The sequence below is a fragment of the Vibrio sp. OPT41 genome (genome assembly GCF_015163595.1).
Classification (GTDB): Bacteria; Pseudomonadota; Gammaproteobacteria; order Enterobacterales; family Vibrionaceae; genus Vibrio; species Vibrio alginolyticus.
In genome coordinates, this window is sequence record NZ_JADDYH010000012.1 from 74,777 (window position 1) to 98,688 (window position 23,912).

At 45.8% G+C, this 23,912-nt stretch carries 20 protein-coding genes; 17 read left to right on the forward strand and 3 right to left on the reverse strand.

What is annotated here, in order from left to right:
* Positions 1–28: 28 nt before the first annotated feature.
* Genes IQP38_RS02970 through IQP38_RS02980 form a run of 3 tightly spaced genes read right to left on the reverse strand, consistent with a single transcriptional unit; the run spans position 29 to position 2,889 of the window.
* Entirely contained in the window at positions 29–325 is a 297-nt protein-coding gene (locus IQP38_RS02970) for a PAAR domain-containing protein (protein ID WP_010446907.1), read from the reverse strand.
* 9 nt (positions 326–334) lie between these two features.
* A complete protein-coding gene (locus tag IQP38_RS02975; RefSeq protein WP_077282309.1) occupies positions 335–898 on the reverse strand; it encodes a DUF6931 family protein in 564 nt (187 codons plus the stop codon).
* Positions 898–2,889, reverse strand: a complete 1,992-nt coding sequence (locus tag IQP38_RS02980; protein ID WP_180818148.1) for a type VI secretion system Vgr family protein — start codon at positions 2,887–2,889, stop codon at positions 898–900. The genes IQP38_RS02975 and IQP38_RS02980 overlap by 1 nt, the downstream gene beginning before the upstream one ends.
* Before the next feature lie 597 nt (positions 2,890–3,486).
* Here IQP38_RS02980 and IQP38_RS02985 point away from each other — a divergent pair.
* The 17 genes from IQP38_RS02985 to icmH all read left to right on the forward strand — a co-directional run bounded on the left by IQP38_RS02985 (position 3,487) and on the right by icmH (position 23,911).
* Positions 3,487–4,878: an ImpA family type VI secretion system protein gene (locus tag IQP38_RS02985; RefSeq protein WP_140184292.1), complete on the forward strand. Its 1,392-nt coding sequence runs from the start codon at positions 3,487–3,489 to the stop codon at positions 4,876–4,878.
* 26 nt (positions 4,879–4,904) lie between these two features.
* On the forward strand, positions 4,905–5,435 hold the full coding sequence (locus IQP38_RS02990; RefSeq protein WP_008219014.1) for an Hcp family type VI secretion system effector: 531 nt from the start codon (positions 4,905–4,907) through the stop codon (positions 5,433–5,435).
* 69 nt (positions 5,436–5,504) lie between these two features.
* Entirely contained in the window at positions 5,505–6,014 is a 510-nt protein-coding gene (gene tssB, locus IQP38_RS02995; RefSeq protein WP_008219012.1) for a type VI secretion system contractile sheath small subunit, read from the forward strand.
* The gene (tssC, locus tag IQP38_RS03000) at positions 6,014–7,492 is read left to right on the forward strand and encodes a type VI secretion system contractile sheath large subunit (RefSeq protein WP_140184291.1); all 1,479 of its coding nucleotides are present in this window, start codon (positions 6,014–6,016) and stop codon (positions 7,490–7,492) included. The genes tssB and tssC overlap by 1 nt, the downstream gene beginning before the upstream one ends.
* A 47-nt stretch (positions 7,493–7,539) precedes the next feature.
* On the forward strand, positions 7,540–8,895 hold the full coding sequence (locus IQP38_RS03005; RefSeq protein WP_038886657.1) for a type VI secretion system contractile sheath domain-containing protein: 1,356 nt from the start codon (positions 7,540–7,542) through the stop codon (positions 8,893–8,895).
* Positions 8,892–9,308 carry a type VI secretion system baseplate subunit TssE gene (gene tssE, locus IQP38_RS03010; protein ID WP_010446924.1) on the forward strand — a complete coding sequence of 139 codons (417 nt, stop codon included), beginning with the start codon at positions 8,892–8,894 and terminating at the stop codon, positions 9,306–9,308. The genes IQP38_RS03005 and tssE overlap by 4 nt, the downstream gene beginning before the upstream one ends.
* Complete coding sequence (gene tssF / locus IQP38_RS03015) at positions 9,301–11,082, forward strand: type VI secretion system baseplate subunit TssF (protein WP_140184290.1); 1,782 nt, start codon at positions 9,301–9,303, stop codon at positions 11,080–11,082. Before tssE ends, tssF begins: the two co-directional genes overlap by 8 nt.
* Complete coding sequence (locus IQP38_RS03020) at positions 11,064–12,047, forward strand: type VI secretion system baseplate subunit TssG (RefSeq protein WP_140184289.1); 984 nt, start codon at positions 11,064–11,066, stop codon at positions 12,045–12,047. Before tssF ends, IQP38_RS03020 begins: the two co-directional genes overlap by 19 nt.
* Positions 12,048–12,055: 8 nt before the next feature.
* Positions 12,056–14,662: a type VI secretion system ATPase TssH gene (tssH, locus tag IQP38_RS03025; protein ID WP_193837300.1), complete on the forward strand. Its 2,607-nt coding sequence runs from the start codon at positions 12,056–12,058 to the stop codon at positions 14,660–14,662.
* Between the two features lie 144 nt (positions 14,663–14,806).
* The gene (locus IQP38_RS03030) at positions 14,807–15,961 is read left to right on the forward strand and encodes a D-alanine--D-alanine ligase family protein (protein ID WP_010446932.1); all 1,155 of its coding nucleotides are present in this window, start codon (positions 14,807–14,809) and stop codon (positions 15,959–15,961) included.
* A 9-nt stretch (positions 15,962–15,970) separates the two neighbouring features.
* On the forward strand, positions 15,971–18,166 hold the full coding sequence (locus tag IQP38_RS03035; protein ID WP_140184287.1) for an MFS transporter: 2,196 nt from the start codon (positions 15,971–15,973) through the stop codon (positions 18,164–18,166).
* Positions 18,163–19,296, forward strand: a complete 1,134-nt coding sequence (locus tag IQP38_RS03040) for an ABC transporter substrate binding protein (RefSeq protein ID WP_140184286.1) — start codon at positions 18,163–18,165, stop codon at positions 19,294–19,296. Before IQP38_RS03035 ends, IQP38_RS03040 begins: the two co-directional genes overlap by 4 nt.
* Positions 19,297–19,298: 2 nt before the next feature.
* Entirely contained in the window at positions 19,299–19,994 is a 696-nt protein-coding gene (locus IQP38_RS03045; RefSeq protein ID WP_029843217.1) for a transporter substrate-binding domain-containing protein, read from the forward strand.
* A 33-nt stretch (positions 19,995–20,027) separates the two neighbouring features.
* A complete protein-coding gene (locus IQP38_RS03050) occupies positions 20,028–20,975 on the forward strand; it encodes a type VI secretion system-associated FHA domain protein (protein ID WP_140184285.1) in 948 nt (315 codons plus the stop codon).
* On the forward strand, positions 20,975–21,442 hold the full coding sequence (gene tssJ, locus IQP38_RS03055) for a type VI secretion system lipoprotein TssJ (protein WP_140184284.1): 468 nt from the start codon (positions 20,975–20,977) through the stop codon (positions 21,440–21,442). Before IQP38_RS03050 ends, tssJ begins: the two co-directional genes overlap by 1 nt.
* Positions 21,443–21,444: 2 nt before the next feature.
* On the forward strand, positions 21,445–22,761 hold the full coding sequence (gene tssK, locus IQP38_RS03060; protein ID WP_140184283.1) for a type VI secretion system baseplate subunit TssK: 1,317 nt from the start codon (positions 21,445–21,447) through the stop codon (positions 22,759–22,761).
* Between the two features lie 7 nt (positions 22,762–22,768).
* Entirely contained in the window at positions 22,769–23,911 is a 1,143-nt protein-coding gene (gene icmH, locus IQP38_RS03065; protein ID WP_086714914.1) for a type IVB secretion system protein IcmH/DotU, read from the forward strand.
* Position 23,912: the final 1 nt, after the last annotated feature.

Here is a 23,912-nt window from a genome sequence, read left to right on the forward strand (position 1 = left end):
CTGCCTATTTAACTTGAGTGAAATGTGATTACCCACCAATCAATACGGTTGGCATCCCCATCACTATAGTTCCGCCATGGGCAGTTAGATCGCCCATGCGCGCCGCGGGCTTATTGTTAATCAGTACGGTTGCACTTCCTTTAACAACACTATCTGGTGGGCCGACACAAACACATATTTGCCCTAGAGTGGCGGCTGGTAGGTTGCCGATCAATACTGTTGTTGGAAGTGGGAGTAATGGCCCGCCTACGTGAGGTATTGGCACCACTGCTGGTGTTTGCATCGGGCACATGTGCATGTCTGTTGCTCTGGCTGCTGGTAGCATGTTCTTTCCCTATTGTTGACCGTTCCCGCCAGAGGCGATGTTTAGACCCATTTCTACAAACTGTTGATAGCGTTCTTTTGCTTCTTCACCGTCAGGTAAGACTGCTGAAAGGTTAATGCTTCCTGCGACCGCTTGCGCGTACAAGTATGGGGGAGGGGGAACAGCAGGATCCTCTGGCTTAATCATACTGCCACCACTCCAAAAAGCCGCTTGAGCTGCCCATCCTGCACCGGTTTCTAATCCCGCTTTTTCTGCCATTTGTTCTGCAAAACGGCGGCTTGTTTCATCAGGTGTATAAACCCAAGCCTTTGCTGCGCGAATGGCATTGGCTTCGTCTTCTATCCAGTGATGCAGAGAGGCGGCGCAGGTTACGCTCCACCAAATGGATTCACGAACTGGGAGAGCATGTGCAAGAAAAGTTACAGCATCGGCAAACAGCTCTTGTTCCATCGCCACAGAAATCAAATCGATAGGCGTAGTGTTTGCATCTGCTAACTCTGCGAATGCAGCATTTGGCTCGTAGACATTTAAGATGTCTTGCGCGGATTGGTGGGGAACCTTTATCAACATCATCAATTTACCTTTGTAATTGCGCCTTGAATTTGCACCATGGCCCCGGCTTTTATCTGTGTCATGGCGCTGCCATTAACCGATACCAACGCTGCTTTTACATCGGCCTTACCTTGGCCTTCAATATTGATCATTGCGGCTTTCATTTCTGCTTTTGCTTTACCTGAAACAGAGACTTGAGGAGCGTCGATCTTAATACCACTAGCGCTGATCTCGATTTTACTCGCGCCCACTTTGAGTTCGATCTTTGATTTACCGCAGATCGACACTTGGTTGCCATCAACGCTGACTGTCGATTTAGCCGCAATATTGATGTTGGAAGCAGCACTGAGGTTTAGATCTTTATCACTGTCACCCGTCCAGTTGTCTTTACTTTTGGCGGTAAGCGTTTTTTCACTTTCGACTTGTATATCTTCTTTAACGTTTAAGGTGGCACTCTTCTCAACTTGGGTCTTTTTCATGCCTTTAATTGTTGACTGGCTGTCGTTATTTACGTCCAGTAGCCAATCTTTTTCAGCATGTAAGTACACTTGTTCTTTGTCTTTTTGATCTTCAAAACGCAGTTCGTTTCCTTGCTTGCTGCTGCCCTTAGGCGTTGAACGAGTTTTGATGCCATTTTGAGTATCCGAGCTGAAAGGGGCTGAGCTGTTTTTGTTGTATAAAGAGCCGGTCACGATAGGGTGATTGGGATCACCATCAATGTATTGCACAATCACTTCATCACCAATGCGTGGTGTGAACTGAGAACCGAACCCCTTACTGGCGAACCCTTGTGATACTGGCAGCCAACATGAACTGTTTTCGTCATTTTTGCCGCTTCTATCCCAGTGAAATTGCACTTTTACTCGACCCAATTTATCTCGGTAAATCTCTTCTCCCTTTGGCCCGGTGACGGTTGCTGTATGTAAACTATGGACACGCGGTTTATCTAATATCTCTGGACGAAAGACTAGTGATGAAGGGATGCAAGAAAACTGATTCTGATAAGCGACGTCGTTTTTCGATTCTTCTTTGGATATGCGATGTGATAGATGAGTGACGATGTACTCTTGGTTCATTGAACCGAGAGGATGGTTCGTTAGAACAAATTTATAGCCACAAGCTAGCGTTGCTAAACTAGATGATGAGTGAGAGGCTGACTTCTTAAGATCTAACGCTTCCATATGCATTTTTGCTGCGTCACGGACTTCATTTTTATTCTCGTGACCAAGTGCAAAGAGTTCTTGTGTCAATGAAGTTGGTGCATAACTTTCGGTGCTTCTTCGGGTGCCGCTATCAAAAAATTCAGCCATATCTTGAGTATGATCGGCGACAGATACCTTTCCACTGCCAACATGGTGGGCTTGACTCCACGTTGTTAGTACGTGCTGCTGATTGTTGCCACCTATTTGATAGCTTAAATTTGGACCAGACATTTTCTCAAATCGTTGATTTGAATCGCCAATGCTGACTGTCGACTTATTGGATTGATGGCGTACGTAGTAGTGCCAACCTTCGCTTGCTAACAAGCGCCGTATAAAAGCTTGGTCGGTTTCATCAAGTTGAACACAATACTCATGTTTTTTCCCATTTGTGGAAAGGGAAAAGTGAAAATAGCTTTTGAGATCAGCTTTTTCTAACAGATTTTCAATGATCTGTTTCGTTGTCATGTTTTGAAAAATCTGACGACTTCGCTTGTATTTCAGTAAGCTAAGCGGATCCAATATCTCTATTTGATAATAAAACTGGTGCTTGTCTTTGCTATATCCTGTGAATTGCAGAGTGCTACATATGCCTGAAAAAAAGCGCTTTCCGACATCAAACTCGTAAGATACACAAACTGCTTTGCCTAGGTTTTTGGTATCGATCTCCATGTTTGCCGCGATGGAAACGGAAAACTTGCAACCTCCAGATATGCTTTCCTCTCCAATTAATTGGGTGACAATACAACTTTTGCCATCTGAAAGCTTGATGGTGAGGGAGCGGGTTTGGTGCTTTAGTTCATTACTGCTCATATTCACTTAATTCACTATTAAATAACAATTGATATCATTATTACTTGATGTAATGACATCAACGTTCAGGACTTACGCATTTAATCTATTTCGAGTTAGATCTTAATTCAAGGTGATTTGTTTAACATATTACTATTTAAAATTGATAAAACCGATTGCTTTGAGGTCATTCTCAAAGATGATTAACTTTAAATGATAAATTTTCTCGCTAATTATTTATTGGTGCATATCTATTTTCTGAGTGTTTAAGATGTCGTTAATATATTTATTTATAGCGTTATCTTGCATTTTAAATCACTTAAATCATGGGTTTATGTTTTTTTTCTTATTTTTCTCTCGGCAAGAGGTCGGATGACCTAAATGTCAACTAAATATGGCTTAAATTGCTATCTCTATACCTCAACTAAAAAATATATCATTAGCAATTAATATGTTTATCACTTAGTGTGAGGTGATTTCAGTAAGATGTTGTTTTTCGAAAAAATAAGAGTCTTTCAGGCTAAGCTAATTTAATAACTATAGCTTTTTTCTTTCAGGAGGAATAGCGATTGAACTTAATTGGAACTTGAACGGATAGTTGAAATAGAGTGGAAACCTATGCCTTTTTCAAAGCATCAAATTGAGCAACTTTCTACACCTCTGAGTGATGATTCTATCTGTGGCGTTTACCTTAAACTGGATAAAGGTGCTTTTCGCCCATTACGTAATGAATTTAATGTCGCGCAAACAGCTCTGCGTAAGCTAAGTCAAAACCCCAGTGCCGACGAGAAAGACGCGTTACAAGAGGCATGTCTAAATAGCTGGAAGACTCTTTCAGACAGCTTGTTCGAACAGTTTTCAAATACAACCAGAGATATCGAGCTCATATCATGGTTTATTGCCGCTCAATTCCTTCTCGATACCACGTTAGAAAGTGCTGCGAATAGCCTTGAGTGGTTAGCCGATTTAAGTGAGAAGTACTGGGAGCACCTCAACCCTGTACTGCCAGTTGAAAAGCTCAAATCTGATGATGATAAGGGCAAAGAGAGAGAGCAAGCTGATGCGAAAGTTAAAGCATTTTTCCAATTAGTTGGTGATAGCGAGGAAAGCTCGATTCTCTATGCACCGATGCTGCAACTGCCCTTAGTTGGGGACGTAACGTTTTTTGATTTTCAAAGTGCAGAGAGAAAAGGCGAAATTAGCCAACTGAAATCTACGCTTACCACCACGGTGGCGCAAGAGCGTTCCGCGATTCAATTCAAGATGGAAAATGCCAAACGTTGTATCTCCCAGTTGGAGCGTTTGTCTTCGTTAGTGAGCACTCATTGTCAGTCTGTAGGCATTCAAACTACCAACTTTGGATTTGCGAAGTCACTGCTTACCCGCGTTGAAAACGCTTTGGTTCATTTAAGCGGAATTAAGTTGGCCCCGAAAGCGGAGGCTAAGGCAGTAGAGCAAGAGGTTGCCGAAAGTTCAGTTTCTGAAGGTCATCAGCCAAGCGATATGGATGCAAAACAGATAGAGCCAATACCTATGGCATCGGAGCAGGCTCAGACCGTAAGTCAACACTTACACGCAGGAAACCTCTCTGAACTGGGTAACTTAAACAACATGAACCGAGACTTAGCTTTCCATTTGCTGAGAGAAGTCTCTGATTATTTTCGCCAGAGCGAACCGCATAGCCCAATTTCATTCTTGTTAGAAAAAGCGATTCGATGGGGATATTTATCCTTACCTGAGTTGCTGCAAGAAATGATGTCGGAACAAAACGGTGACGCTCTTAGTACGATTTTTAATGCCGCCGGATTGAATCATCTCGATCAGGTTTTGCTGCCGGAGGTGAGTACTCCAACGGTGGACATTAAAAGCCCCCAGACACCTCAAGCGACGCCTCCCGTTTCGGAGCCGCCAAGTGTCGAAGAGCATGTATCTCAGACTTCCCCTGTAGATACCCAATCTAAGCAAGATGAAAAACCACAATCATCCGCTACGTCGGCTCTGAGTTGGTAATTGTGTTTAAAAAATAAGGAAAAATCATGGCAAGTATTTACATGCGTGTAAGCGGTCTTCAAGTTGAGGGCGCAGCGACTATCGGTCAGCTAGAAACGGCTGAAGGTAAAAATGACGGTTGGTTTGCAATCAACTCTTACTCTTGGGGTGGCGTTCGTAACGTTGCTATGGACATCGGTAACGGCACCAATGCGGATTCAGGCATGGTTGGCGTAAGCGAAGTTAGCGTAACTAAAGAAGTTGATGGTGCTTCTGAAGATCTACTGTCTTACCTCTTCAACCCAGGTAAAGAAGGTAAAACAGTTGAGATTGCATTTACTAAGCCTTCTAACGATGGCCAGGGTGCAGACGTTTACTTCCAAGTTAAGCTAGAAAAAGCGCGTCTAGTTTCTTACAACGTGAGCGGCACTGACGGTTCTCAACCGTACGAAAGCCTATCTCTTTCTTACACTTCTATTTCTCAGAAACATCACTACGAGAAAGAAGGCGGTGAACTACAAAGCGGTGGTGTTGTGACTTACGACCTACCGACCGGAAAAATGACTTCTGGTAAGTAATTCTTTCATTAGACATGCCACGTTCAGTGGCATGTCTATTTCATGAATATCTCATTTTAGGACACCGTTATGGCATTGAACTCACAACATAAGCGCGTTAGTAAGAACCGTGTCAGCATCACTTATGACGTTGAAACGAACGGCGCTGTAGAGACGAAAGAGCTGCCGTTTGTTGTTGGCGTAATTGGCGACTTTTCAGGCCACAAACCAGAATCAGAAAAAGTTGATTTAGAAGAACGAGAGTTCACGGGTATCGATAAAGACAACTTCGATACAGTGATGGGTCAAATTCACCCGCGTCTTTCGTACAAGGTTGATAACAAGCTAGCTAATGATGATAGCCAGTTTGAAGTGAACTTAAGCTTCCGTTCGATGAAAGATTTCCACCCAGAGAACTTAGTTGATCAAATTGAGCCGCTTAAGCAGTTGGTTGAAACACGTAACCAACTAAAAGTACTGCTAAGCAAAGCCGATCGTTCGAGAGATCTTGAGCGTCTACTGAAAGAAGTTCTGCAAAGCGCAGATGCCATCAATGGTTTAGCTCAAGAACTAGGTTTGAGCAAAGAGGGAGCGGAATAATGTCTGTAGAACAACAAGCAGTACAAGGTGCTACTGAAGCAGAAGCAACGCAGAGCTTTCTTGACCGAGCGATCAACGCAACAGCACAAACACCAGTAGATACGACAAAAGAGCTATTGAGCATCATGGCTTCTCAAGCGCTGGAAGGTACAGTGACTTGGGATAAGAACCTAACGTTGACGATTGAAAAAGCAATCAGCGCGCTAGACAGCAAAATCTCTGAGCAGCTGTCAACGGTGATGCAAAACGGTGAGTTCCAAAAAATGGAAGGCTCATGGCTAGGTTTGCAAAAGCTTGTGAAAAACAGCGAGCTAGGCCCAGATCTGAAAATCAAACTGGCGGATTACACCAAAGACGAATTGCTAGAGCAGTTTGAAGATGCACCAGCGATCGATCGCAGCCGTTTCTTCAATATGGTTTATCAAGAAGAATTTGGTACAGCGGGTGGTCAGCCATACGGTGCACTGCTAGGTGACTACGAGTTTGGTTACGGTGATGAAGACGTTGCTCTGCTACGTTACATGGGTGAAGTTGCTTCTGCATCTCACGCACCTTTCGTTGCTGCCGCGAATGCAAGTATGTTCGACTTTAACGCATTCAGTAGCTTTTCTGAAGGCAAGCCAGTTGCAGCAGGCTTTGATTCTCCAGCATACGCAAGCTGGAATGCATTCCGTGAAAGCGATGACTCACGCTACGTTGCTCTGACTCTACCGAAAACGATGGCTCGCCTTCCTTACGGTGCAGAAACTGTTCCAGTTAAATCATTTGCATTTGAAGAGCTTCAAACTCGCGACAACGGTCAGCAAGTTGTGTCTTCAGACGGCGATTTTGTATGGAGCAATGCGGCGTATGAGTTTGGTCTTCTGATGACTCAAGCTTACACCAAGTACGGTTGGTGCACGGCGATCCGTGGTACTGAGAACGGCGGTAAAGTCGAGAACCTGCCAAACTTCACTCACTACTCTGATGCTGGTGATTTGCTACAGCAATGTCCGACAGAAGTTAACCTAACGGATGAGCGTGAGAAGGAGCTGAGTGATCTTGGCTTCTTGCCACTGGTTCACTACAAAAACACCAACTACGCGGTGTTTATGGGTGCTCAGACTGCGCATAAACCAAAAACGTACACAGACCCAGATGCAACGGCAAACGCGGCAATTTCAGCACGTCTTCCATACACAATGGCAAGCAGCCGAATCGCACAGTACCTAAAAGTAATGGGCCGTGATCGTATTGGTTCAAACATAGATCCAAACGACGTTGAGAAAGAGTTGAACTCTTGGATCAACCAATACGTTAACCCAAATGCGATTGGTAACGATGCGAAAGCAACACATCCATTGGTTGAAGCAAAAGTGACAGTAGAAGAGCAAGCTGGACGCCCAGGTGCTTACTCTGCAGTGGCTTACTTACGCCCTTGGCTGCAAATGGAAGAGCTAACCACTTCACTACGAATGGTTGCGAACATTCCTGGCTAATTCTATTCGGGGGCGCCGTCCCCCGAATGTTTTGAACTGAGTCGCTGATGTATACAGATTCCGAATTTGACCGCATTTTAGCTGAGAATCCTGCCTGGCAGGAGCTGTTACTGTGCGCGAAAAGTCAGTCGGTGGCTCAATTCAAAGCATTGTTGGTTCGTTTGATCTCCGAGATTGATACGTCAATAAGTGAACAGTTGTCGGACGTTATCCAACACCCTAACTATAAGCAGTTAGAAGCCTCTTGGACGGGGCTTAAATCGTTAGCGCAGCTGCAAGTATCCCAGCGTCGAGTCAAAATCAAAATGCTCGACTTGAGTTGGAGTATGGTTTCGGCAGATCTCAATTACTCTTTCGATCTAAAGCAGTCATCCCTATACCGAAAGCTGTATTCAAATGAGCTGGATACCGCCGGTGGTAGCCCATTTGGCATGGTGATGGTCGACCACAAGGTCTCGGCTGATTACGCCGATGATCAGGAGTATGACGATCTCTACACCCTTCAACTGCTCTCTGAGCTGGGGGAGCTATCTTTTTGTCCAATGGTGCTCGGAACCGACGAGTTTTTCTTTGGTGATGAACCAAGAAGGCTGCTTCACGACAGTGCGAGAATTGATCGCATTCTTACTAGTCGAGATTTTGTTTCATGGCAGCTGCTACGAGAAAAAAGCTCATCACGATTTTTGCATTTGGTGATGCCAGAGCATTTGATTCGTCAACCATATCGTCAATATCAGGCTGGGTTTGTTTTTAACGAACGCCAGCAAGAGAAATATGCCTTATGGGGCAGCAGCGCTTACCTCTTGCTCGGTAATGTAATGCGAGAGTTTGACCGAATCAGTTGGTTTGGATTCCTGCGTTCTTACGATGAGACAGGTTCGTATGGGGCGATCGTTCAGGACTCAAAAGAGCTTAAGACCAAGGTAGACATCTACAGTGAAGAAGATGGCTTTTGGTCGTCTCAAGGGTTCATGCCTTTAACCAGTATTTACTTAAGTGGCCATAAAGGTTTCTTTAGCAATCAATCTGTTTGGCAAGCGCCTGATGAAGCTCAACGTCAGCTCGGTATGCTCCAAACCAATCTAATGGCTTGCCGATTTGCCCATTACATCAAGGTTCAAATTCGTGACCAAGTTGGTCGATATGACAGCGCAGAAAGTTGTCGACGCAGTCTAGAGCGATGGCTAGAGCAGTTCATTAGCAACGTCAATTATGGCGAGGATGCCGTACTTGCCCGATATCCGTTGCGGTCTTGCTATGTACGCATTGAAGAGGCTCCTCATGATAAAACCCGCTACCTATGCGAGATCATGCTTCAGCCTCAATATCAATACGAAATGATGGATGCGAAAGTGGTGTTAACTACCTCGGTATCTGGCAGTGAGGTTGGAGAGACATCGTGAGCTTAATGGCTAAGTTAACCCAAAGCTGGAATGACGATATCGACAGTGTTCGAGATGCGATTGTTGATAACGTCTGTGATCTTATTTCCAGCCGAGCACCTCTGTGCTCAGAGATGTTTTTATCGGAAAAAGGAACGATTGCCGAGTTCGGTATGCGCAACATGGCTCGTGCTCAAAGTAAAAACAACACCAGTGACATTGTCGCAGAAATTGAAGTGCTGATTCGAAACTTCGAACCTCGCCTGAGCCAGGTAGAGATTGATGTTCAAGAAGGGGAATTGGGTAGCAACCAATTGAGCTTTCGCCTTTCCGCCGTAGTGCATTCAGAGCTCGGTGATGAGGCGATCGTATTGGATTCTTTTTTGGATTTGAGCAGCAACAAACTAGATGTAAGGAAGTCGAATTTTGTCTGATTCATTGCTTTCCTATTTTGAACAGGAACTGCGCTTTATTCGCAATGAAGCCTCTCAGTTCGCGGAACGTCATCCGGGGACGGCTCGTACGTTGGGAATGCGTAAAGACAGTATTGATGATCCTCAGATCGCGCGTTTAATTGAAAGTGTTGCCTTGATGAACGGCAAACTGCAGCAGCGCTTGGATGAGTCTTACCCAGAGCTGACAGAAAGCTTGGTGAACTTGTTGTTCCCGCATTATCTAAGGCCAGTGCCGTCATACAGCATGTTGGACTTCGCTATTTTTGAAGAAGCGAATGCAAAGCACAGTATACCTAAAGGCACAGAATTTGATGTCGCGAGTGAATCTGGTGAGCCAGTGGTGTTTCGCACTTCCGAAGATATAGCGCTGCTTCCAATTCAAGTTGCTTCGGCTGAAGTGCTGTTTGCGCCATTTGAACTGGCTAAGCCTACGGGTGCAGAAAACGCAAAAGCGATGTTGGAGCTGACGATTAAGGCAACCGACAGCGGTATCGAGTTGCGTGATCTGGATATTGACCAGTTGAAACTGCATCTCAAAGGTGAAAGCCACTTCGCGTTGCGTTTGTATGATGTACTCGCCCATGGGGGCTGTCAGGTGTGTATCCAGAATAATGGCAAGAGCTACTCATTAGGTAAGTCTGCAATACAGCCAATTGGCTTCGATGTGAATGACACTATTTTACCGTATCAAGCAGCAAGCTTTGGCGGCTTTAAGTTGCTGACCGAGTTCTTCATGTTCCCTGAAAGATTTCAAGGATTCAAATTAGACCTTGGCAATGTCATGCAACAAGCAATCGGCTCAGAGTTTCGTATTCAGATTTTCTTGAATGAGATGAGTGTGGTGCAAGCGCGTAGCATTCAAGCACAACATTTTTCTCTGTTTTGTACGCCATTGGTGAACCTACAAACCAAAGTGTCAGAACCTCTGCAAATCGACTTCACTCAAAAGCAGTACCTAATTTATCTTGATGCAAGTCAGGGTAATGATTTGGAAGTGTTTTCTGTTGATGAAGTGCTAGACGTGACGGAGGGCGAACCGTTTAAGGTTTGTCAGATCTACGGAGACAAGTACAACAGTACAGAGACTGCACTTCGTTGGCAGCTCGTACAGGATACCCACGAAAGAGGCGTGCTTCGCAGTGGCTTAAAAGTGGCTGATATTGGGCATGTTAGTGCCACAACGTCGTCGAGAGTTTGGTCGGTGACGACAACCGCGACTGACGGCATTCGAGCAGGCTCATTGCCTGTAAACAGCCAAGTGACATGTCGAGAATCTCTTACGATTCCTGCGGCTATGAACTTACTGCGTCGCCCAACCTTGCCAGTGCGTAGTCGTGACGCAAATAAGAATGTATGGGCACTGCTTTGTCATTTGCACTTTAACTATCACGCGATTCTAGGGACGGATGACCCAACCGCTACGCTGAAAAATGTGTTTGATTTGTATAACCACAACCAAGCGGTGCAAAACCACATCTATATCGAGTCCCTGCAAAATATCGAGCAGGAGCAAGTGGTGGCTCCGATCCGAGTGTCAGGAAAAACATGTTTTGCTTACGGCACAAAAATTACGGTGACGTTAGACGCAAGTAATGTCAACGGAGGTGTATCGCTCTTTGGTCATTTGCTTGACCACTTCTTTGCTTATTTCGCAGGCTTCAACAGCTTTACTCAAGTGGATATTTATTTGGAAGGCCAAGACGGTGTTTACCTGTCCTTCCCGAGGAGAACTGGGTGCAAGAGTTTGTTGTAAGCCGTTTCGCTTATGGTGCGTTTGAGGGGCAGCTAGAAAAAGCGTGGCAGATCTTCAAGCATCAGGCTCATTTAAAAGGTCAGCGACCTGAAGTGAGGTTTAGTGCGGAAATTCTCCCAGCTTACTATCAAGCAGAAGTTTCTACGGTTACTTCGGAGCGAGAGGGTGAATTTACGGTAAAGACATCATTGGCGGCTTTGTCTGGCAACTCTGGTTCGATGCCTAGAGCGATGTATGGCGATGCACTAAAAGCGCGTTTTGAACTTGGTGATGAAGCACCACTCGACTTTTTCGACATGTTTAATAACCGTTACTACCGCTTGTACTGCGAAACAAAGCAAAAGCATGAGCTGACGTATCAGATTGAGGAAGAGGCGTTTCATTGGAATCGTGACCGTCAATCTATTACTAAAATGCTTTCCAGTTTGGCTGGACAGACTGGAGATAAGGCACCAATGCCGGAATCTCATTTGGTGCAATACACCGGCTTATTAGGGTTGAAATTAACCTGCCCATTGGCGCTTAAGTCGATGCTAGAAGATTACTTCGAGTCGGAGTTTGAGGTTGAACGCAGTGGCCTAGAGTATTTGCCTCTAACAGAGTGTTCGTTAACTCAAATTGGCCAAGCCGGAAACAATCATCAATTGGGTATGGGCGCGTTGGTCGGGATGTCGACGCCAATGACGGGGCAGAAACTCAACATAAAAATTTGCCCTCAAGACTATCAGCATTACTTAAAAATACGCACTGACAAAGAGATGGTTCTTGCGCTGGACCATATGGTTAGAAGTTATATGGGAGTGAATACCAAGTATGCACTCTATATGAAGGTAAATAGCCAGTATCTGCCGAGAGTGAAGCTATCAGGCAGTCACCAAAAAGCGTTAAGAATTGGCCAATCCGCGTGGATGAGTCATCAATCAGATCGTCAACAGTTTGTTGAAATGCCACTGACGAAAAGTTAGGAAACAGAATGATAAATATTGAACTACAAAGCTTGGTCAAAAGGCTTACTCCGTTACTAAAAAGTGCCCTAGAAACGGCTGCTGGAGATTGTGTAAGTAAAGGACACTTTGCGATAGAAGCTGAGCATTGGTTTGTTCAGTTGTTACAGCAGTCTAAAGGCTGGGAGGCCGCACTGCTGCAAGCATCAATGGCCAAAGAGTCGATGTTGGAGCGTTGCAATGACCGTCTGATGCACTTGGCTCGTGGTAATGACTCTTCACCTTCTTTGTCCCCTGAGTTGGTTGAGTTACTCAAAGATGCATGGATGCTTGCTTCATTAAACAATCAGCAATCGGTGGTAAATGAATTTCATCTGCTTATGGTGCTAAAGCAGCGTCTGGACCAAAGTGCTTACAACGGCGTGTTGAGCTCGTGGGTGTCAGTATTGTCTTCTGAATGGTTACGCAGTCAGTCGATGGTGATCAGCGGACCCAGTGAAGTCTCATCGTCTACCGAGAGCATGGTCCCAACCGGTGGTGACTCAGCGACGCCAGCTTTGGACAAGTTCTCGCAAAACCTGACAGAGGCAGCGCGTAATGGCGAGTTGGATCCTATTACAGGGCGCGGAGATGAAATTCGCAAGTCCATTGATATTTTGTGCCGCCGCCGTCAAAACAGCCCGATCCTCGTTGGTGACCCAGGTGTAGGTAAAACGGCCATTGTTGAAGGTCTTGCCCAAGAAATCGTGAATGGCAATGTCCCACCTGCGCTTGCGAACGTTGAGCTGCGCAGCCTTGATTTGTCCCTTTTGCAAGCAGGTGCGAGCATCAAAGGTGAGTTTGAAAACCGCCTTAAAGATGTGATCAATGAGATCAAGCAGTCAACGACGCCGATCATCATGTTTATCGATGAAGCACATACGCTGATTGGGGCGGGTGGCACAGCGGGCCAGAATGATGCTGCGAATATTCTGAAACCAGCGCTCGCGCGTGGCGAGTTTCGTTCACTGGCGGCGACCACATGGGCGGAATACAAACAGTACTTTGAATCGGATGCCGCGTTGACTCGTCGCTTTCAAGTTGTTGCGGTTAATGAACCTAATGAAGAAGACGCTATTCACATGCTTCGCGGCGTGAAGCGCAGCCTTGAAAAGCACCATGGCGTTAAAGTCATGCAAGAAGCCATTGATGCCGCAGTCGCTCTCTCTATTCGTTACCTTCCTGAGCGTAAGTTACCTGATAAAGCAATTAGTCTGTTGGATACGTCATGTTCACGCATTGGATTGAGCCAAAGTGCGGCACCTCGACAGTTGGAAGCCATTGCAGAAAAAATCCGCTACACCAACAACGAGATCGAAACGTTACATCATGAGTCGGCATTGTGGTCGATTGAAAGCGTACGCTTGGAAGAAGCAAAACAGCTATTGGCGGCTTTAGAACAAGAGCATCAGTCACTTGAACGCTCTTGGAACTCAGAGCGCCTCTTGGTGGAAGAGATCATTGAGTTGCAGTCTGGCTTAGACGCTGAGCTAAAAGAAAATGGCTCGGTGACATCGCATGAAGCGAAAAGCATGTTAGCAGACAAAATGGCAGCCCTGCGTGAGATCCAAGGTGAGCAGCCATTAGTCCTGCCACAGGTAACAGAGCAAACCATCGCTGAAGTGGTGGCGCTATGGACGGGTATTCCAGTGGGCAACATGCTTAGCCAAGAAGTTGAGAAGTTGATGCACCTAGAGACTCGTATCGGTGAGCGAGTGATTGGTCAGACAACGCCGATAGCAGAGCTTTCACAAGCAATTCGCTTGTCGCGTGCAGGTTTAACCGACCCACGCAAACCTGTTGGGGTATTCCTGATGTGTGGTCCAAGTGGTGTGGGTAAAACCGAAACTGCATTGGCGCTTACCGACTTGCTATACGGTGGCGAGCGAAATATCACCACCATCAACATGACGGAATTTAAAGAAGAGCACAAAGTGTCGATGCTTTTAGGCTCTCCTGCGGGTTATGTTGGCTACGGTAAAGGCGGTGTCTTAACAGAAGCGGTACGTAAGAACCCATATTCTGTACTGCTGCTGGATGAAATGGAAAAAGCCCACCCTGGTGTGCACGACATCTTCTATCAAATCTTTGATAAAGGCTCGATCTCGGACAGTGAAGGTCGACACATCGATTTTCGTAATACGATCATCATCATGACATCAAACGCGGCCGACAGTGCTGTTGTTAATGCGTGTGAAAATGGTCGACCGGATGTTCCGACGCTGACTCAGTCTATTTTCCCTGAGCTGCAAAAACACTTTAAACCCGCATTTCTTGGCCGTGCGACCATCGTGCCTTATTTCCCTTTGAACGATGAAGAAATGGCGCAAATCGCAACCTTGTCTCTGAACCGCATTCGCAAGCGTGTTCAATCCCACTACAAAGCAAGTTTCGAATTTCACCCTGATGTGATTGATCTGCTGGTCAATATGAATGATTCGCCAGAAACAGGCGCCCGTGCCGTTGAGCAACTGATCAATCGTCAACTTATGCCGGATTTAGCGAATCAGTGCATTGTCCGCATGAGCGAGAACAAGCCAGTAGAAGCGGTCACTGTTCACGTTGAAGAAGGCAAATTTAAGATTCAGATTCAATAGCATTAAGAGGCGATAGACCTCAAAAAAAAACAATGGGTTGTATATAAACCCAACTAAAACAATAACGTAATTTTATTAACGCTTTTTGTTGCAGGCCGTGTTTAACGCGCCCTTTTAGCAGCACAACATTATGAGTACTAACAGATGATGCATTCAGTCTTTTCTACGCAACAATTGGAATGGATTCGCAAGAACTTAAAAATCGCAGTGATTCACGGTGGGGATAAAGAGCAGGACGGCAGCTTTATCTTTGAAAACTTGAGCCCTCGCTCAACTAAAACGTATGCACCTGTTGCACACGATATTGCTAATGCACTGCGTGAATCTAATTTCCAGTTCGTTGAGGTGTTAGCTGAAGACATCAACTTAGCGCAGTGCCTGAAAGATAAAGGTATTGACTTGGTGATCACGAACAGTGGTGGTTTACAAGGTTTTGACTCCATGTGTCATTTGCCTTCTACATTGGAAATGCTGGGCGTGCCTTATGTAGGACACTCGCCAATGACAGCAGGGATCTTGGATAACAAGCACCTGTTTAAGCATGAAATTAAAGCCGCGGGACTGCCGACTGCACCATTTATCACCATTGGTATTGATGAGCATTTTGAAGATGTAGCAAAGCAAGATGCGATCGATCAAATTGAAGCGCAGTTCAAAGACGGCTTCATTGTTAAGCCAGTGTCTGGCCGTGCTTCAATCCATGTTTATCCTGTTTTTAATCGTAATGATCTCGCGGGTGTTGTAGAGCATGTACGTCAAGCGACGGGGAATACAGTAATGATTGAACCTTTCCTTGGTGGCCGAGAGTTTGTTGTTGCTGTTGCGGGAGAGTACGTCTTTAAAGAAGGCAAACTGACGCAGTCTGAAATGCCGATGGCTTTCTCAATTACTGAACGTGTACTGGATGCTGACGAGCCTATTTTTACTTCCATGGATGTAAAGCCGATCACTCAAGACCGTTTGGTTGCTGTTAATGAAGAGGGGCTACGCAATCAGTTAGCACTGATCGGTCAGAAGATTTATCGCCAGCTTGGCCTTCAAACCTTAGTGAGAGTGGACTTACGCATGGACAAAGAAGGCAACCTGTATGTGCTGGAAACCAATCCAAAACCGGATTTAAAACGTCCGGAGGGAGAGAAGGTAAGTTTGGTTTGCCATGATCTGGCTCGTGAAGGTATGGATTACACAGATCTAGTTCAGTCGTTGGTGTTTAACCGATTATCTTTCCTCAAGCAAAAACGACCAATGTCGGTTGCGCATTGCCTCAATGAGCAATTCGACGCTCTAAGCGTGTGTTAGGAGTGAACTTTGAACTCTTTTAAGCAATATAGCCGCTTGTTGCTCGGAGCATTACTGGTTCTGTTATCACTAATGCTGATCTTTGTTGTTGGGTATGCACAAGCATTGAAAAGCTATCAACAACAGAGCCGTGATGCGATTTTAGCCCAAACCGAAGCCGCCCGAATCGGTATAGAACAAGTTCTCAGTTCCGGTGTGCCGCTTCAGGACTTTGCTGGTCTTGAGAAAGTGCTATCGCCAATCGCGAAAGCGGATTCTTCTGTGGTTGATATCCGAGTGATTTCTGGGCAGCAAGAGCTATATCGCTACACCGATGACAACTTTGTTGGCAGCTTAGTCACCATCCCTTTGAACAATAAATTCGCTCAAGTTGGTGCTTTGGAGATTTGGCTGAGTGATGAAGAAATCGAAAGGAGCATCGATAGGCACTTCCAGCCGATGGTGCTGCTGGTGGTTTTACTGACCGCTGCGTTTATCTTCTTTGTGTTGCGTAGCCAAAACCCCAAGATTTACTTCACTGCATTTGGTGGGGTGTTCTTAGCCATGTCGGCGAGCGTGCTGTTGATGGTCGGTGCATTGTACAAATCCGGCTTGGAGCACAAGGCGGATTCCATGGCGAACATTGTTACTCAACGTTTGGCCCCAGTACTGAATGCAGGGATCAGCTATCGTCAAGTGAGTGGCATCGATGAGATGCTAGACAGTTTTCGTCAGTCAAACCCAGAAGTCTCTTCCATTTCTGTTGCTCAGGGATCTGAGTTGATCGCCAAAAGTAAAGCGCAGAACAGTATGTCAGTCGATGAGATGGCCGAATTTCTGGTCAGCGATGCGAAAGGGAACGAGGTGACGGTCGCTTTTTTCCCTAAAGTACTGTTTGCGCAGTTGGTTCGTACACTAAAGAACTTTGCCATTCTATTTGCTGGCTGTGCGTTCATTTGCTTTGCTTTTATTCGCTTGCTGAGCCACTCAGAGCAACAGCCAAAAAACGATATCGTACTGGCACAGGTTAAGCCGTTGCTTTTGGTTACGGTGCTGATGGAATCGTTAATGGCGCCGGTTTTACCTCAGTACTTAACGCAAATCGCGGTAGAGAATGGCGCGGGTGAAAGTTGGTCGTCTTACTTCTTTACACTTTACTTTGTCGGCTTTGCTGCAACGCTATTGCCTGTTTCGCGTCTAGTTGAAGTGTTTGATATTCGCAAAGTACTTGGCGTGGGTATTCTGTTATCTGCGGCTGGCTGTCTGTTGCTAGCGTACGAGTCCCAGTTAGCGATGGTGCTTATTGCTCGATTCACCTCTGGCGTTGGGCAAGCGACGATCTTTATTGCCGTTCAAGGTTATATTCTGCGTTGCAGTAATCAATCTAACAAGACACAAGCCGCAGGCATCATTGTATTTTGCTTCAATGCTGGATTCATCTCTGGTGCGGCAATCGGTGCCCTGTTGGCTGATACGGTAGGCGTGCAAGGTATTTTCATGTTGTCGGCTTTAGTTGGTGGCCTGATGTATTTGTTCGCGTTGTCGCTGCCGTCTATGATTCCTCAGGGGAATGCTCAAGGTTCACTCAAAGAGAACCTGACGATGATGTTAAAAGATTCCGCTGTTTTGATGCGTGTACCGTCATTCATACGCACCATGTTGCTTGTTGGTATCCCAACCAAAATGATGCTAACTGGTGTTGTATTCTTTGCTGTGCCAATCCTTCTTTCTGATGTAGGCGTTGAGCGCGAGAGTATCGGTCAGGTGCTGATGGCTTATGCATTCTCTGTGCTTTTCATTAGTGGCAAGGTCTCGCCAATGATTGACCGTATTGGCTCTGCAAAATGGGCGCTTTGCTTAGGAAGCATCGTTGGTGCTGTTGCTTTGGCCATTCTTTCTGCTGCCTTCTTACTTGAAGACATAACCTATCTTGTCCTCGTCGCAACGTTCGCAATGCTAGTAATGGGCGTTTCACACGGCTTTATTAATGCCCCTGTTGTGACTCACGTGGTAACCACGACTCAAAGTACGAATGCCAACTCAGTTGCTTCTACTTATCGCTTTTTGGAAAGGCTAGGTCATGTGTTGGGTTCGGTTGTTGTCGGTGCTTTGCTTACTCACCTCGGAACGGACTACGCATTCTTCGCGCTTTCAGCATTCTTTACCTTAGCTGGTTTGTTGATGTGGTTGTTTGACCGTGGTGCACAAGAGGAGGCGAAAGCATGATTCGATTGATTTTACTTTTGGTTCTGGCTGTATTTTCATCGGTGAGTTTGGCTGATTGGCCTGAGTGGTTGGGCGAACACTTACAAGCTGAGAAGGCGGTACAGTGGGAAATCAATGCTAATGACAGCGATGTGTTGTTCGCCCCGCGTGGTGAACATCCGATGGTTTGGGTTTTAGTTTCTAGAAAAGCGGACTCGTATGATGTTGCGTTGTCGACCATCTTAAAAGTGTTTCGCAGAGAAATGCCTAACGTTTCATTTCGCGCTTTCCTTTTACCTAAAAGCCAAGAGGAACTGGTCGCTTGGACGAAAGCTGCCGATATAAAGGCGAATATGATCTACACGGTTGGATCTCATGCGACCGTCTCACTACATAAGGTTTACGCTGGAGGTAAGCTGCCGGTTGTATCGGTAAACGCAAAAGATCCGGTGTTACTGGGCCTGACGGATAACTATCACTCAAGCGGCAACAACTTTGCTTACACCTCCTTGAATTTGCCCGCTGATATTACGCTGAGCTTTTTACGTCGCTTTAAACCAAGTCTGATTCAAATTGGTGTGCTGTACGCCAAGTCGAACACCAGTGCTTATCTCACACAGTTTTTGCCACTTCAAAAAGAGGCTGAGAAGCAAGGATTGACAGTCTTTCCTATCGAAGTTGACGAGAATAATCCTGAGCTTGCTCTTCAACACGTGATGCAAACCACCGTTGAATCGATGAAGGTTAACGATGGCAATTTACGTCAATCCTTGCTTTGGCTAACTGGTAGCTCAAGTCTTCTTAACCGACTTGATGAGGTCAACCTGTATTCAGAGCAGCTTCCTCTGTTAACCGCAGTGCCTGATGCTGTTAATGGCACGCAACAAAGTGCGCTGATGTCTGTTGGCGTAGGGTTTGAGAACAATGCCCACCAAGCGGCACTTTACGGCATTGAAGTACTTAAAAAGGGCGCCGCTCCTGCCTCTCTGCCTGTGGGAGTGCTGTCGCCACCAGACATCTCGATTAGCTTTAAACAAGCAGGCCGTGTTGATACGCAGCTTCCGTTTGTATTGATTGAAATGGCCAGCGATATCTATTCGCAAGATGGCAAGCTAGTGCGTTCTGCTGGTATGAGCATGGAGAGCCATTAACCATGATACGTGTCGTTTTCATTGCCGTTATGTTGACCGTGCTGAGCCAATCTGCTTTGGCCTATCAGCGCCCTGAGCGATTACTACTTGCAACCCAAGAATGGTTTCCTTATCAGTACCAAGAAAACGGGGAAATGAAAGGGCCGGGGATAGAACGAGTGAAGTGTGTCATGAGAGTGATGGACCAGCCGTATCAGCTCACGATGACTAAGTGGGATAGAGCCCAGCTCATGACGGAGGTTGGATCACAACATGGTTTCTTCCTTGCGTCTCGTAACAGCAAGCGTGATGAGTATGCCGATTATTCTGTGCCACTTGATCAACAGAATTGGAGTTGGTTCTCGCTCTCTGATTCAACAGAGTTAGACAACGCAATGTTCAAATCTCAGGTCGAAGTCGCGGCACTATTTGGCTCAAATAAATGGTTTTGGCTACAGAAAAACGGTTACCGCGTGAGTAAAAAGCCAAGGACGCCAAAAGCCCTAATTGAGTTAATGCTGAACGGGGAAGTCGGAGCGGTATTGGGCAATGACGCTGTCATTGACGAGACGATAAAAAAAATGGGTATCAGTTATCGAGCGATTTCTCGAACACGGGTCAAATCGAATCCATTGTGGGTGTATTTCTCCAAAGCATTTACTAAGAAATACCCCAACTTTCTTAATGAGTTTAACGAGGCGGTTTCTCAGTGTCGTTAACTCTAAATATTGAATTTATTGAAGGTCAGTCAAATGCCTCTATCGATTAGAATTATTAGCTCTCCAGATGGTGAAAGCATCGCCCAATGGAATCAAGCATTTCCAGAAGATGGTGGAGATATCGGGCGTGCGTTTGGCGCGACGCTACAACTTAATGACGCAAGTCGTGAGATTTCAAGTACCCATGCGATGATTCGTAAGACCTCGCGTGGATACCAAATCATGGACAACAGCACTAATGGCCTTTACATCAACGGCTCCGATGCGCCTTTGGGCAATGGTAACCAATCGACATTAAGTGATGGTGATGTTCTTGATATTGGCCGCTACCGATTGCTGGTTTCTTGTTTCTTCCCTGAATCAGCGAAAGCGCAAACCCAGCCGCATCACTCTGATAACTCTCGACTAGGTGATGATCCGTTTAGTACTGAATCAACACCTTTTATTCAAAGTATTCCTGAAGTAGATGAAGCGCCAGAGTTCACCATCTCGACGACAGATGTGGTGGGGGATGACCCATTTGCGAATGATGCCTCAGCTAAGCAAGAGCAAGCGACTCACTTTAATCTTGATTTTCAGACGGATGAGGATGACCCGCTGAAAGACAGCGATTTTCGTGCGTCATTTCCAAACCATGAAGTGATGGCATCTCCCTCTTTCGCTCAAGAAGAGTCACCACTTAACCAATCTCAGTTTGCGATCACTGAGTTTAAGAAGCATGAGCAGCGCATACAGGAATGCACGGACAAAGCATTAGAAATGGCATTGGCAAGGTTGTTGTCTGACATTTCTCCGAATGCGATGGAGTCGATGTTTGATGATTTGTCGGGCAACGGCTTTTGGTCTCGTAAACCAAAGTACTGGGATATGTACAAACGCTATTTCAACCGACAAGTGGAGAATCGCGATTGGCAAATTAAGTTTCAAGCGTACTTCAGAGATGCAATGCGTATGCAAAAAAACTTCGAAGGGGATCAGTAATGATACGTCGTTTATGCCTAATGTGTATCGCCCTTATGATGTCAGGGTGCAGTTTATGGAGCGATGAGCTGGTTGAGCCAAAACTGGTCGTTGATATTAAAGCTGCGACCAATATTAACCCTAATGTTGAAGGTAAGCCTTCTCCGGTAGAGCTCCGAATCTATCAATTGACAAATAATAATGCGTTTGAACTCTCTGATTTTATTCAAATTTATAATGATGACCAAGGCGTGTTGAAGGCCGAGTTGGCCGTTTCTCGGCAGTTACCAAGCATTTTGCCGGGTGAAACTCGTCAGGAAATTATCCCACTTGGTAGTGGCGTTAAGTACATCGGTGTGATTGCGGGTTTTGCTGATTACAGAGAGGCGAAGAACAAGGTGATTTATAAGCCGCTAATTGTGAATTCAGCGGTTATCAGTATTGAAATTGATGGCATTAATCTGTCTGTGTCAGGGGAAGAAGAATAATAATGGATAATAATAAAGTCGTGTGGAGTGAGGGGATGTTCCTTTCCCCTCAGCACTTTCAACAGCAAGAGCGCTATGTTGAACATTTTACTCGCGAGTTCGCCGGACAAATTAGCCCTAATGTTTATGGATTGACCTCGCTAGAGCTTGACCGCTCGATGTTGAACATTGGTAAGGTTTCGGTGCGTCGTGCTAAAGGTATTTTCCCTGATGGAACGCCATTTGAAATTGAGCAAGCACTCGTGCTCGATGTGCCGAAAAATACCAGTCATAAGAAAGTGTATCTGGCCCTTCCGGTTTCAAGACCGGGCACTATTGATGTTGGAGAAGATGCGCGTCTTAGACACTCTTCACAAGAACACCCCGTTTACGATACCAGCCGAGAGCACAGTGACCCAGTTCAGTTAGAGCTAGCAACATTGAACATTCAGCTGCGTTTAGAAGGTGACGAGCTAAAAGATTTTGTGTTGATATCCGTTGCTGAAATCAGTGAACACAAATCTGAAGGTGTTGTTGTGTTGAACCAAGCATTCGTTCCCCAATGCTTGCAGTTTGCCGTATCTAGCTACCTAACCGATAACGTTGCTGATCTATTTGCACAAGTACAATACCGTTCCCGAGCGATTCATACTCGTTTACAAGCGGAGTCCAGCAGTAAAAGCTATCAGTCGTTGATGCGTGACTACTTGTGGCTGCAAGTACTGGGTGCTTGGATGCCAAAGCTTGAACAATGGAGCCTAGATGGCTCGTTGCTGACACGTCACCTCTATTTAGAGTGCGTTTCGATGGCGGGGCAGATGCAGGGTTTAGAAGGGAAGATGCCAAAGTCTTTCCCTGCATGGAACCAAGATGCGTTATACAGCATTTTCTCGACCGTGTTTTCTGAGTTATTGGTGTTACTGCGTGAGGTTCAGATAGACAACGTATCAACATTGAACTGGGACAAACAGCTGTTCGTGAGCCGTCGCTTGCTACGCACACTGGTCGATGATCGCAGCCTATACAATCAAGGGCGCTTTGTGTTGGCCGTTTCCTCGTCTATCGGTGCTACTCGACTTAGTGAAGAGTTTCCTCGTGCTGCGAAGCTAGCAGGGAACAGTGATATTGCCGGTTTAGTACGTAATGCACTTTCAGGTGTTACTTTGCGCCATCTTCCTTATGCACCTTCTGAGCTGAAGTCTTTGAATGACGCCGCTTACTTCGAAATCGATACTAAGTCTGAATTGTGGCAAGCGCTGATCAAACGTGATGAGGCGATCGCTCTTCATATTGATGAAAGAATTGATGATATCCACGTTGATTTTCATGTGATCAGGTAGGTAACGGATGGGCGGATTATTTAACGAAGAACCGACGGTTCAAATTCGACGAGTGACATCGACCGAATCACCTCAAAAGCAGCATCAGTTGCCACCCAAAGCGGACACTTCGGGTACTGAGCGATTGATTGAGAATCTTGCCATTTATGGTAGTCCTTTAATGAATGCGGCAACGGAGCTGTTGGGTATTTTAGTGACGATTAAGCGTCAAGGTGCGCCGAGAGACATCAACCGTTTTCGTCAAAAACTTTTGTACGCCATTGATGCGTTTCGTTTGCGTGGTTTGCACTTGGATTACCACCCAAGCGTGATTGAAAAAAGCTGCTTTGTGTTGTGCGCGGCATTTGATGAAGCTGTGCTGTACACCGCTTGGGGAGAGCGTGCCCGTTGGGAAAATCATTCGTTGTTGAGCAAGGTGTTTTCACAGCGCGATGGCGGAGAGGCCTTTTTTGTGTTGCTAGATAAGGCCAGCCAGCAGCCGAATAAACTTGTTGATTTTATTGAGCTTCAGTACGTGCTTTTAGCTTTGGGTTTCAAAGGGCGCTTTCGCCATGAAGACGAGAGCCAATTGCATGATATTACCGCTCGTGCGTACGGCCTCATTCGCCACTATCGCAGTGAAAGTCCTTTTCCGGTACCGAAAACACCAACGTTAATCGAAGGTAAACGCCCGTGGCTAATGATCAGTATGGGCAAAACGTTAGGCTTGGCTTGTTTGGTTCTGGCATCCGGGTATGGCTTTACTGAATATTGGTACAACAGCCGCGTGCAGCCGTTGTTGGCACAGTTTAGCGCGATCGATATGTCAGACGTCAACCTGAAGAAAAACAGCAGTGACTTAGTGTACTTAAGTTCCGATGCGGACTTGGGGCGACAGAGTGAAAGCCTAGAGGAAGAAACGGGAATGAAAGGAAAAGTGGTCACTCAGCAATGGGAGATCATTCTCGCGGTATTTTCTCGGGCGAGCGACGCACTTCGTTTATCGACAGAACTCAAACAAGCAGGCTATGAATCTTTTACTCGTGAAACGGAACATGGTGTTGAGCTTTATCTTCACGCAGGTGACGACTTAAACACCATTCGTAAGTTGAAAAATGAACTCAATGTTCGCTTTGGTTTGAACGCCACGATTAAAAGAGCGCTGAAATAAG